The organism is Falsiroseomonas sp. RANM36 (assembly GCF_056682175.1).
Window position 1 is genome coordinate 585,131 of record NZ_JBWXTD010000003.1, and the last position, 11,273, is coordinate 596,403.

Consider the following 11,273-nt stretch of genomic DNA (forward strand, 5'->3'; position numbering starts at 1 on the left):
CCACCTTCGCGGCATGTCCCGCATGACCCGCCGTGCCGCCCTCCAGGCCGCTGCCGCCTGCGCGGCCGCCGCCTCCCTGCCCGCCGAGGCCCTGGCGCAACCCGCCACGCCCGCCGCCGTCACCGAGCGCCCGCTGTTCGGCGCCACGCTGCGCACCCTGCCCAACGGGCTGCGCGTCGCCTTCGTGGAGAACCGGCGCGCGCCGGTCGTGGCGCAATACGCCTATGTCGCGGCCGGCGGCGGCGAGGACCCGGCCGGGAAGTCCGGCGTCGCCCACTTCCTCGAGCACATGATGTTCAAGGGCAGCCCGCAGGTCGCGTCCGGCGAGTTCTCCCGCCGCGTGGCGCGGGAGGGCGGGAACGACAACGCCTTCACCTCGCGCGACGTCACCGGCTACTTCCAGCATGTCGAGGCCTCGCGCCTCGACCTGGTCGCGATGATGGAGGCGGACCGCTTCGCCGCCGCGCGCCTGCCGGCGGACGAGGTGGAGCCGGAGCGGCAGGTGATCCTGGAGGAGCGCGCGCAGCGCACCTCCTCCTCCCCGCGGGCGCTGTTCTTCGAGGGCTTCCAGGCGGCGATGTGGGGCCGGCAGCACTGGGCCGGCCGGCCGATCATCGGCTGGGAGGAGGAGATCCGCGCGATCACCCATGCCGACCTCGTGGAGTTCCATCGCGCGCGCTACGCCGCGGGCAACGCCGTGCTGGTGGTGGCCGGCGCCGTGCCCGCCGACAGCTTCTGGGAGGTGGCGGAGGCGAAATGGGGCGCGCTGCCGCCCGGCCCGCCCGTGCCGCGCAATCGCGCCGCCCCGCCGGCCGAGATCCCGACGCCCCGCTACAGCCGCAACGACCCCCGCCTGCGCGGCGAGGCGGTGTTCCTGCGCGACTGGCAGGCGCCCTCGCTCACTGCCGGCGAGACGCGCCTCGGCGAGCCGCTGGAGGTGCTGCGCCACCTGCTGGGCGGCGGCACCGGGTCGCGCCTGCATCGCGCGCTGGTGGAGGGCGGCCTCGCGGTTTCGGTCGGCGCGTCCTACGATTCCGATGCGGCCTCCTGGACGGATTTCGGAATCTCCGCCGTGCCGCGGCGCGAGGTGGCGCCGGCGCGCGTCGAGGAAGCCGTGATGGCGGAGGTGAAGCGCCTGCTGGATGCCGGCGGCCCCACCGAGGCCGAGGTCGCGCGTTCCATCCGGCAGATGACGGCCGGCGCGCTGCTCGCGCTCGACGGGCTCGGCGCGGCGCCGCGGATGATCGGCGGCGCACTCGCGATCGGCCTGCCGCTCGAGACGGTGGAGTTCTGGCCGGCCCGGCTGCGCGCCGTCACGCGCGACCAGGTGGCAGAGGCCGCGGTGGCGGTGCTCGGCAAGGCGCCCTCGGGCAGCGGCTGGCTGCTGCCCGAAGGCGTCGCGGCGCCGGCGGAGGTGCGGGCATGACCGCCACCTTCAGCCTGGACATCCAGACCGTCGAGGCCGGCGGGCGCTCGGCCTGGCTGATCGAGGACCAATCGGTTCCCGTCGTTTCCGTCGCCTGGGCCTGGCGTGGCGGCGCCGCGCTCGATCCGGCGGCGCATGCCGGGGCGCTCTCGATGGGTGCGGCGCTGCTGACCGAAGGCGCGGGCGACCTCGACAACCGCGCCTTCGCCGATGCGCTGCGCGACGAGGCGATCGGGCTCGGTTTCGGCGCGGAGCGCGACGGCTTCGAAGGCTCGCTGCGCGCGCTGCGCACGGCGCTGCCGGAGGCGGTGCGGCTGGCCAACCTCGCGATGCGCGTGCCGCGGCTCGATGAGCCGGCGGTGGCCCGCGTGCGCGCCCGCGCGGTGGCCGGCGCGCGCGCGCAGCTGGAGACGCCGCGCGGCCAAGTCGGGCGCGCCTTCTGGGCGGCGGCCTATCCCGACCATCCCGCCGGCCGCCCGACCGGTGGCACGGTGGAGACGCTCTCCACCCTGCCGGAGGAGGCGATCCGCACGGCGCTGACGCGGCAGATCCGGTCCGATGGGCTGCTCGTCGCCGCAGCCGGCGCGATCACGCCGGATGAGCTGGCGCGGCTGCTGCCCGCGCTGTTCGAGGGCCTTCCGGCGGGCGCGCCGCCGGAGGCGCCGCCGCTGCCCGCCTTCACCACCTTCGACCGGCGCGTGGTGGAAGTCGCCTCGCCGCAATCGGCGATCCTGTTCGGCCAGCCCGGCCTGCCGGTGACCGACCCGGAATGGGAGACGGCGCAGGTGGTGCTGCGCGTGCTGGCGGGCGGGGGCTTCTCCTCCCGCCTGATGGAGGCGGTGCGGGTGAAGCGCGGGCTCGCCTATGGCATCGGCGCGGGGCTCGATGTGCTGTTCGGCCAGGGCATCGTCGTCGGCTCCTCGGCCACCGACAATGCGCGCGTGGCGGAGACGCTGGCGGTGACGCGCGACGAATGGGTGCGCATGGCGGCGGAAGGCCCGACGCGGGAGGAGCTGGACGATGCCGTCGCGTTCCTCACCGGCAACCTGCCGCTGCAGTTCACCGACAGCCGCCGCATCGCCGGCACGCTGCTGGCGCTGCGGCGCAACGGGCGGCCGCTCGACTGGCTGAATGCGCGGGCGGAGCGGCTGCGCTCGCTGACCACGGCGCGGACCACGGCGGTCGCGCAGCGGCTGTTGGAGCCGGCGGCGCTCTCGGTTGCGATCGCCGGGCAGCCGGCGCTGTAGCTAAGCGGGCTCGAGCTCGGCGAGGGCGATGCCGCTCTCGCCGGCCACCGCGTAGAGCAGGAAGACGCGCCCGTCCTCCTCGAAGATGGCGGGATCGCGCAACTGGTTGACGGGCCGGTTGATGGCGCCGCGCCAGGAGCTTTCCGCGGGAAGATCGGCGCCTTCCCACGCCATCTCCGGTCGCAGCAGCACCTCCGGCGGGTCGGCGCGCCAGTCGCGCCAATCGCCGCGGAGGTCCACGCGCGAGAGCAGCAGGCTTTCCGGCGCGTCGCCCACGCGGCTCCAGATCACCCAGAGCGTATCGCCGCGCGGCAGCAGCGCGACGTGGCGCTGGTTCGGATCGCCGAACAGGTCCGGGCCGGGCTCGAAGGGGCCGAAGGGATCGGCGGCGCGATACAGCACGCCCGGCATCGCCAGCGCATAGGTGGCGCCGCGATGCGCGAAGACCCGGAAATAGGACGGGCCGAGCAACGGCGCGCGCGGCGTGAAGACCAGCCCGTCCGGCGAGGTTGCGACCCGCGTGCGCTGCTCGCGCCAGGCCGAGAGACCGTGGAAATACATCACGATCCGCCGGTTCGCGTGGTCCACATGCACATCCGGGGAGGCGATGTGCGGCGTCGTCGCATCCTCCTCGGCCTCCGGCACGCCCGGTGTTCCGGGCGGAGCCTCATGCGGCCGCGACGGGCGCGGCGGAGGCGCCGCGGGACGCGGCGTCGGGTTGGTCGGAAACAGCGAATCCGCCAGTGCCAGCGCGCCCGGATCATGGATGCGCCACGGCCCTTCCGGCGCATCGGTGAAGGCGAGGCGGATGTGGTCGCCCTTGTGGTCGGCGAAATAGAGGTAGTAGCGGCCGAGCGGCGCCTTCACCCAGTCCGGCACGCGGATCAGGCTCGGCCCCTGGATGTTGTCGCCGATGCGCGCGCCCATGCCCGGGCGGATGATCGGGCCGGCGCCGAGCCGGCGGACGCGGAAGGGAAGCGCCATCGCTCAGCCGGCCCTGAGGCCGAGCTCGCGCACCAGCGCACCGAAGCGCGCATGGTCGGAACGGATCCGCGCCGCGGTCTCCTTCCGCGACAGCACCAGCGCATCGGAGCCTTGCGGCAGGCGCCGCGCAAAGTCGGGATCGGCGACGAGGGCGGAGACGTCGGCGGCGATGCGCGCCGCGATCTCCTCCGGCAGGCCGCGCGGGGCATGCACGGACTGCCAGGCGCTCGGCAGGTCGAGGCCGGGCGAGGCCTCCGCCAGGGCCGGCACCTCGGGCAGTTGCGGCAGGCGCTCCGCCCCGGTGGCGAAGATCGCGCGGAGCCGCCCCGCCTCGATATGCGGCAGCGTTACGGTCACGCCGTCCAGCGCCATCTGCACGCGGCCCGCCACGAGGTCCGCGGTCGCGGCACCGGCGGTGCGGTAGGGCACGTGATGCGCGGGGAAGGCCAGGGCGCGCGCCAGCATCTCCATGGTCAGGTGCGGTATGGTGCCGATGCCGGGCGAGGAGAAGAACAGCGGATCGCCGCTGCGCTGCCGCGCCAGCGCGACCAGCTCCGAGAGGGTGTGCACCGGCAGCGAGGGATGCACCACCAGCGCGGAGCGCGAGACCGTCACGGCGCCGAGCGGTGCGAGGTCGGCCAGCGGGTCATAGGGCGCGGCCTGGATGTGCGGCGTGATGGCGAGCGCCGCGATCGCGATCAGCCCGATCGTGTAGCCGTCGGGCGCCGCGCGCGCGATCTGCGCCACGCCGATCGCCCCGCCCGCCCCCGGCAGGTTCTCCACCACCAGCCTCTGGCCCCAGCGGGCGGCGAGCGCATCGGCGAGCACCCGCGCCACCTGGTCGGCCTGGTTGCCGGCGCCATAGGGCACCACGAAGCGGACTGGGCGCGAGGGCCAGGCCTGGGCGCGCGCGATGGACGGCACGGCCGCCAGCGCGGCGAGGCCGAGGATGGCGCGACGCGGCGGCCGGACGCGCGATGACGGGCTCATGGCGTTGCTCCCTTGTCGGACGGGCGAATGCGCTCCTTATCTGTGCGCACAGTGTGAGCTAAGTTTGCGAGATCCGCAACAGGTGGCGCGAGGCATGGGCATGGACGCCAGGATGGAAGAGGACGCGGACGCCGTGCGGGAACGCCCGCGGGAGCGCGCCTATGACCGCTTCAAGCACCTGCTGCTGGGCGGGCAGATCCGTCCGGGCGACATGGTCTCGCTGCGCGAGCTCGTCCGGCGCCTGGACGTGCCCCTCGCCGCCGTGCGGGAGGCACTGAACCGGCTCGAGGGCGAGGGACTCGTCCGGGTCTTCGCCAAGCGCGGCATCCAGGTCAGCCCGGTGGACATGGCCTTCATGCGCGAGGCCTTCCAGCTGCGCCTGATCCTGGAACGCGACGGGCTGCGCGCGCTGACGGAGAGCGACGCCGATGCGACGCTGGCGACGCTGGAGAGGCGCTTCCTGGCGCTGCGCGAGTCGGCCGCGGCGGCGCTCGACGCACCCGTGCTGGCGGAGGCGGTGGCCGCGAACCGGGCGCTGCACGAGACCATCATCGGCGCCCTGAACAGCGCGATGATCACCGAGCTCTACGCGCGCGTCGAGGAACGCCTGCTGCTTGTCCGCGCCGCGACCGGCCTGCCGCCGGGCGGGATGGTGGCGCCGGCCACGGAAGAGCATCTCGGGATCCTCGGCGCGCTGCGGCGGCGCGACCGGGAAGCGGCCACGCGCGCCCTGGAGGCGCATCTCGATGCCGCCATGCGCCGACTGATGGGCATCCGATGAGCGATACCGGCTATTCCGCCGCCCGCGCCATGGCACCGCTCAACACCGAAGAGAGCTGCGCGAGACTGTAGGGCTTGGACAGGCGCGGCGGGCCGCCCGGCTCCTCCTGCGCGCCGCCGGCATAGCCGGTGGCGAGGATGACGGGCAGGCCGGGATGCTCCACCCGCAGCCGCGCCGCCAGGGCGGCGCCCGTCATGCCGGGCATTGCATGATCCGTCAGCACTGCAGTCACGTCTGCCCGGGCACCGAGCACGGCGAGCGCAGCCTCGCCGCTGTCCGCCGGCACAGGCTCATAGCCCAACTCCTCCAGCATGGCCGCCGTGCTTTCCAGCACCAGCGGCTCATCGTCCACCACGAGGATCGTGCCGCGGCCAGGCAGCGGTGCGTCGGCCTCCTGCGCGGGCGCGGTCACGGGCAGGCGGCTGGTCGCCGGCAGCCAAAGCGTCGCGGTGGTGCCGTGGCGCGGCGCGCTGTCCAACACGAGCGCGCCGCCCGACTGCGCAGCCAGGCCGTGCACCATGGAGAGGCCGAGACCGGTGCCCTGCCCTGCCGCCTTCGTGGTGAAGAAGGGCTCCACGGCGCGCGACAGCGTCGCCTCGTCCATGCCGCCGCCCTCGTCGCTCACCGCCACTGTGAGCCAGCGTCCTGCCGGCAGGCGCCCAGGCGCGGGCCCGTCCACCTGCGCGATACGCACGCGCACCTGTCCGCCTTCAGGCATGGCGTCGCGCGCATTCACCGTCAGGTTGACCAGAGCGAGTTCCAGCGCATGCGGATCCACCAGCGCCGGCGAAAGGCCCTCCGGCGCATCGAACTGCAGCGTGACCATGGGGCCGGCGGAGCGGCGCAACAGCGCCTCCACGCCGAGCAGCAACGCACGCAGGTCCACAGGCATCGGCTTGAGGTCCTGACGGCGTGCGAAGGCGAGCAGCCGCTGCGTCAGCGTCGCGCCCCGCTCGGCGGCTTGGGTGGCGGCGTCGAGCTGGCGCAGCAGTTCGGGCGCACTCACCTCCGCACGACGGCGCGCGATGCCGAGATTGCCGAGAACGGCCATCAGCAGGTTGTTGAAGTCATGCGCAACGCCGCCGGTCAGCTGGCCCAGCGTGTCCATCTTCTGCGCCTCGTGCAGGAGCGCCTGCGCCGCCTTGAGCGCCGAGACGTCGCGTGCCTCGGCGACGAGCAGCGAGACCAGCGCGTCCTCGCCGCGAACCGGCGTGACGGAGAAATCCACCGTCACTTCCTGACCCTCGGCGTCGCACATGCGGGTCTCGCGCCGCACGAAGCGCCCGGAGGCGCCCTCGGCGATCGCATCCCGCAACTCGGCCAGGGTGACCGCGTCCTGCGGCCACCACGGCGCCGCCCAGTAGGGCTGTCCGATCACCTCCGCCGCGGTGACGCCGCCCAGGCGCAGCATCGCCGCATTCGCCTCCAGAACCGTGCCGTCGGGAGAGAGCAGTCCGATGAACTGGAAGGTGGCGTTGAACAGACCGCGAAAACGCGCCTCGCCCTCCCGCAGGCGGGCATTGGCCTCGGCCAGCGCGCCGGTCCGCTCGGCGACGCGCCGCTCCAGCATCAGGCGCGCTTCCTCCATCGCCTGCTGCGCCCGGCGCTCGGCCGTGACGTCGCGCGCGATGCCGAGCAGCCGGCGCGGCCGCGCCTCCCCTGCCGGGCGGCCCTCGGCCTTCACGCTGATCCAGCGCGTCGGCAGCACGCCGGCAAGCCGGAACTCGACATCCAGCGGCGCGCCGTGGCTGACCGCATCGGACAGCGCCGCCACCAGGGCGCCGCGGTCATCCGGATGGATCGCGCGGAGCAGCGCGCGCACCGGCAGGCTGCGGAAGCCGCGCATTTCCGCGCCCGGGAGACCCCAATGGCCGAATACGTCGCCGGCGAGCGCGATGCGCGCGGTTCCCAGGTCGAGATCCCAGAGCCCGATGCCGCCCGATTGCTGGGCAAGCCTCAGGCGCGCCTCACCCTCCTGCAGCGAAGCCAGCAGATGGAGCCGGTCGGACAGCGCCTCGGCCAGCGCCGCGCCACGCTCCACAGTCGTTCGGATCGCCTCCGCCTCTCGCCGTCCGGCGCGCCGCGCGGCGGCGCCGAGACTGCCTGCCAGCGCGAAGGAGAGGCAGAACAGCAGGCCGTTGCGCAGCAGTCGCCGGCGGAACGGCGCCAGCACGTGTTCCACCGAGACCGCGACGACTGCCACGGCCGGCACGGACATCGCCGCGCGCCAGGCGACCAGCCGGGCGATGCCGTCGCGTCCGACCTCCTCTCCGAATCCGGCGTCGCCGCGGCGCGGCGTCTCCGGCGGCACGGGGGGGGTGGGCGGCAAGGGCCACCGCAAGAGCACTTCGCCGTCGGAGCGCAGCAGCCGAACCTCGGCCGCCGGCCCCAGCGACAGGCGCTCCAGCACGCGTCCCAGGGCGCCGACCTCGACCGCGGCATGCACCGCGCCGATGAAAGTGCCATTGGCTCGAAGCGGCCGCATCCAGCCGAAATTCCAGATCCGGGTCTCGGGCGAGAGGTTGAGCCGGGCGAGATGGTCGCCCGCGCCATTGGACACCGCGATGAAGCATTCCTCGCGCGAGAGATCGAGGAGCGGGGGGTCGGGCCACAACGAGCTGGCCACGAGCAGGCCGGCCGCATTCGTCACCCAGATGGCGCCGACTTCGTGCGCCAGCGTATCGAGTGCGGCGAGATCCGCCCAGATCCGGTCACGCATCGCGTCGAGCCCGTTGCGCTCGACCAGTTCGGCGACATTCGCCGTGGTGAGTTCGGCGATGCGCAGCGCGCTCTCCGCGCTCTCAGCCAGCAGGGCGGCGGCATTCTCCGCCGAGGCGCGCCCTTGCGCCAGCGTCGCCTCGCGATCGGCGATGCTGGCGGCGGTGAAGAGCGCGGTGGCGATCAGGGCAAAGGCCACCAGGGCGAGGCGCAGGCGTCGCCACGCCGGTCCGGTGCTCTCCACCCCGTGTCGGGCGCCGGCCATGCTGCTCCCTTCGCAGTTCCGCCCCAGGGCGTTATCTAGCGCGAAGTCGAAGCATGAACCATCGGCACGCGCCCGGCGGCGCGATGAGGAGGGCGAGCGCATGGCCGATCCCGCGGCCCACCCAGCCGGGACGCCGGAAAGTGCCTGGCAGGCGGTGCGCACCCTGGCCGCGGCGCCCGACGCTGCCGCGGTGCGTTCCAGGCTCGCCGCGGACCCGGCTCGGTTCCACCGCTTCACGCGCCGCGCGGCGGGGTTGCTCCTCGATCTCTCGCGCACCTCGCTGAGCGACGCGGCGCTCGAGGCGCTGCTGGCGCTGGCGCGCGCGACCGGCGTGACGGCGTTCCGCGATGCCATGGCGCGCGGCGAAGCGGTGAACGTGACCGAAAGACGGGCAGCACTGCACATCGCGCTGCGCGGCGCGCCAGGGCGCTACGTCGCCGGGGGCGAGGATGCCTCGGCCTCGGTGCACGAGACGCTGGACGCGATGCGCGCGTTCACCAACGGTGTCCGAAGCGGGCATATCCTCGCAGCCGATGGCGGGCGCTTCACGACCGTGCTGAACATCGGCATCGGCGGCTCCGACCTCGGCCCGGCGATGGTGACGCGCGCGCTGTGGCGGCCGGAGATGGCGCTGCGCGCGCAATTCCTGTCCAACGTGGACGGCCATGCCTGGGCGGCGCTGCAGCCGGATCTCGATCCGCGACGAACGCTGGTGCTGGTCGCCTCCAAGACCTTCACCACGCAGGAGACGATGACCAATGCGCGGCTGGTCCGCGCGTGGCTGGCCGGGGCGCTCGGGGCGGAGGCCGCGGGCGTGCATCTGGCGGCGCTGTCCACCAATCTCGCGGCGACCTCGGCCTTCGGCATCGCGCCCGAGCGCGTCTTCGGCTTCCGCGACTGGGTCGGCGGGCGCTTTTCCCTGTGGTCGGCGGTCGGTCTTTCCATCGCGTTGTCCTGCGGGTGGGACAGCTTCGAGCGGCTGCTGGCCGGGGCACGCGCGATGGACGAGCATTTCCTGAGCGCGCCGGACGCGGAGAACCTGCCGCTGCTGCTGGCGGCGACCGAGGTGTGGCACGTGGACGGCCTCGGCTATCCGGCGCGCGCGGTGCTGCCCTATGACGAGCGGCTGGCGCGGCTGCCTGCGCATCTGCAGCAGCTCGAGATGGAATCGCTCGGCAAGCGGGTGACGGTCTCAGGCGCGCCGGTGGCGATGCCGACGGGCCCCGTCGTGTTCGGCGAGCCCGGCACCAACGCGCAGCATTCCTTCATGCAGCTGATCCACCAGGGCACCACGCCCGTGCCGGTGGACTTCGTGCTGGTGGCGCGGCCGGATCATCATCACGCCGACAGCCACCACATCCTGCTCGCCAATGCCCTCGCGCAGGCCGAGGCTCTGGCGCGCGGGCGGAGCGAGGCCGAGGCCCGGGCGGAGATGGCCAGGGCCGGACTGTCGCCCGAGGACGCGCAACGGCTGGCGCCGCACCGTACGTTCCCCGGCAACCGGCCGAGCGTCTCCATCCTGCTCCCGGCGCTGACGCCGGAGGCGCTCGGCGCGCTGGTCGCGCTCTACGAGCACAAGGTCGCCTGTCTCGGCGCCTTCTGGGGAATCGATCCGTTCGACCAGTGGGGCGTGGAGCTGGGCAAGCACCTGGCAGGCACGATCCTGCCGGCGCTCGATGGCCGATCAGCGCCTGCCGATCCGGCGACGGCGGCGATGGTGGCGGAGATCCGGGCCCTGTGGCGATGACGAAGCCGTATCGCGACAATGTCGGCGCGGTGCTGTTCAACGCCGAAGGGCTCGTACTGGTGGCGCGCCGTGCGGACCTGCCGAACGCGGAGGGCGCCGCGGGGGGCTGGCAATTGCCGCAGGGCGGGGTGGATCCGGGCGAAGACCTGCGCGCGGCGGTGCTGCGCGAATTGGCGGAGGAGATCGGCACCGCGAGGGCCGATATCCTCGAGGAATATCCGGGCTGGCTGACCTACGACTTTCCGCCGGAGGTCGCCGCTCGCGGCTTCCGCATCGCGCAGCGATACCGCGGCCAGCGGCAGAAATGGTTTGCGCTGCGCTTCACCGGCGCCGATGCCGACATCCGGCTGGACGCCGACGAGCACCCGGAGTTCGACGCGTGGCGCTGGGCCCGGCTGGAGGAGCTGCCGGCCCTGGCGGTGGCGTTCAAGCGCGCGATCTACGCAGAACTCGCACGCGCCTTCGCGCATCTCGGCCCAGCCGGCGTCAATCGGTGATGCGGAGACTGGCGAGCTGAGCGCCAACCTGCTGGAAGACCGCCTGAAGCTGCGCGGCGCTCGGGCTTTCCAGATAGTGCGAGGGGCTGGTCGCGCAGGCCTGCAGCCGGGCCCGATGCGCATTGGCGACCTGGAACCCTATGACATAGACGGTGACGTTGACCCCTGGCGCCTTCATCGCATCGCACACGGCGCTGAACCGGTCATCCAGCCTTGCATCCGCATTGGCCTGGCTGACCGGGCTGATGCGCGCCCCGGGGAAGCGCGCGTTGTAGTCGGCGACGCGACCATAGGCGTTGTAGATCAGCTCCGTGCCGTTGGCGTTGGAGCACACGCTGTCGCTGCTGGAACCACAGCTTGCGCCGTAGGGTGCCTGCCAGTTGTTGTCGCCGTCGGTGAGGATCACCGCCACCTTGCGCATGTTGGGAGTGTTGTACGGCATCGGAAGGCTAGGGGTGTTCGGGACTCCGGCGTTGGGATCCTGCCAGAAGCCCTGCCAGTTCGGGCTCAGCGTGTACCATGCTCCCTGCAGGCCGACGGCCGTGGTCGTGGCGCCCCCGCGCCGCCGCGCCGCCCGGGGCGCCCCCGCCCCCGGGGGCGGGCGGCGGCGCGCGGGGG

Annotated in this window: 8 protein-coding genes and 1 pseudogene; 5 read left to right on the forward strand and 4 right to left on the reverse strand. The window is 73.5% G+C overall.

What is annotated here, in order from left to right:
- The first annotated feature begins 22 nt into the window (after positions 1–22).
- Together AC1MIR_RS07585 and AC1MIR_RS07590 are read left to right on the forward strand one after the other, a co-directional pair.
- Positions 23–1,426: a M16 family metallopeptidase gene (locus AC1MIR_RS07585; RefSeq protein WP_480027573.1), complete on the forward strand. Its 1,404-nt coding sequence runs from the start codon at positions 23–25 to the stop codon at positions 1,424–1,426.
- A complete protein-coding gene (locus AC1MIR_RS07590) occupies positions 1,423–2,673 on the forward strand; it encodes a M16 family metallopeptidase (RefSeq protein ID WP_480027574.1) in 1,251 nt (416 codons plus the stop codon). Before AC1MIR_RS07585 ends, AC1MIR_RS07590 begins: the two co-directional genes overlap by 4 nt.
- Here the strand turns inward: AC1MIR_RS07590 and AC1MIR_RS07595 are convergent, their stop codons facing one another.
- Positions 2,674–3,657 (reverse strand): hypothetical protein, encoded by a 984-nt coding sequence (locus tag AC1MIR_RS07595; RefSeq protein ID WP_480027575.1) that lies wholly within the window; start codon positions 3,655–3,657, stop codon positions 2,674–2,676.
- Between the two features lie 3 nt (positions 3,658–3,660).
- On the reverse strand, positions 3,661–4,647 hold the full coding sequence (locus AC1MIR_RS07600; protein ID WP_480027576.1) for a Bug family tripartite tricarboxylate transporter substrate binding protein: 987 nt from the start codon (positions 4,645–4,647) through the stop codon (positions 3,661–3,663).
- A gap of 112 nt (positions 4,648–4,759) precedes the next feature.
- On the opposite strand from AC1MIR_RS07600, the gene AC1MIR_RS07605 reads away from it, so the two are divergent.
- Entirely contained in the window at positions 4,760–5,428 is a 669-nt protein-coding gene (locus AC1MIR_RS07605) for a GntR family transcriptional regulator (RefSeq protein WP_480027577.1), read from the forward strand.
- A 10-nt stretch (positions 5,429–5,438) separates the two neighbouring features.
- Here the strand turns inward: AC1MIR_RS07605 and AC1MIR_RS07610 are convergent, their stop codons facing one another.
- The gene (locus tag AC1MIR_RS07610) at positions 5,439–8,411 is read right to left on the reverse strand and encodes an ATP-binding protein (RefSeq protein ID WP_480027578.1); all 2,973 of its coding nucleotides are present in this window, start codon (positions 8,409–8,411) and stop codon (positions 5,439–5,441) included.
- Between the two features lie 100 nt (positions 8,412–8,511).
- Between AC1MIR_RS07610 and pgi the strand changes: the two genes are divergently transcribed.
- A complete protein-coding gene (pgi, locus tag AC1MIR_RS07615; protein ID WP_480027579.1) occupies positions 8,512–10,158 on the forward strand; it encodes a glucose-6-phosphate isomerase in 1,647 nt (548 codons plus the stop codon).
- Positions 10,155–10,655 (forward strand): RNA pyrophosphohydrolase, encoded by a 501-nt coding sequence (locus AC1MIR_RS07620; RefSeq protein ID WP_480027580.1) that lies wholly within the window; start codon positions 10,155–10,157, stop codon positions 10,653–10,655. The genes pgi and AC1MIR_RS07620 overlap by 4 nt, the downstream gene beginning before the upstream one ends.
- On the opposite strand, the pseudogene AC1MIR_RS07625 reads toward AC1MIR_RS07620, so the two are convergent.
- A pseudogene (locus AC1MIR_RS07625) lies at positions 10,645–11,273 on the reverse strand (hypothetical protein); the annotation flags it as partial. The gene AC1MIR_RS07620 and the pseudogene AC1MIR_RS07625 overlap by 11 nt on opposite strands.

Excerpts from the sequence above, each read along its gene's own strand:
- AC1MIR_RS07620 (WP_480027580.1), top strand. The coding sequence starts at position 10,155 with ATGACGAAGCCGTATCGCGACAATGTCGGCGCGGTGCTGTTCAACGCC.
- pgi (WP_480027579.1), top strand. The coding sequence starts at position 8,512 with ATGGCCGATCCCGCGGCCCACCCAGCCGGGACGCCGGAAAGTGCCTGG.
- AC1MIR_RS07600 (WP_480027576.1), bottom strand. The coding sequence starts at position 4,647 with ATGAGCCCGTCATCGCGCGTCCGGCCGCCGCGTCGCGCCATCCTCGGC.
- AC1MIR_RS07585 (WP_480027573.1), top strand. The coding sequence starts at position 23 with ATGACCCGCCGTGCCGCCCTCCAGGCCGCTGCCGCCTGCGCGGCCGCC.
- AC1MIR_RS07590 (WP_480027574.1), top strand. The coding sequence starts at position 1,423 with ATGACCGCCACCTTCAGCCTGGACATCCAGACCGTCGAGGCCGGCGGG.
- AC1MIR_RS07605 (WP_480027577.1), top strand. The coding sequence starts at position 4,760 with ATGGAAGAGGACGCGGACGCCGTGCGGGAACGCCCGCGGGAGCGCGCC.
- AC1MIR_RS07595 (WP_480027575.1), bottom strand. The coding sequence starts at position 3,657 with ATGGCGCTTCCCTTCCGCGTCCGCCGGCTCGGCGCCGGCCCGATCATC.
- AC1MIR_RS07610 (WP_480027578.1), bottom strand. The coding sequence starts at position 8,411 with ATGGCCGGCGCCCGACACGGGGTGGAGAGCACCGGACCGGCGTGGCGA.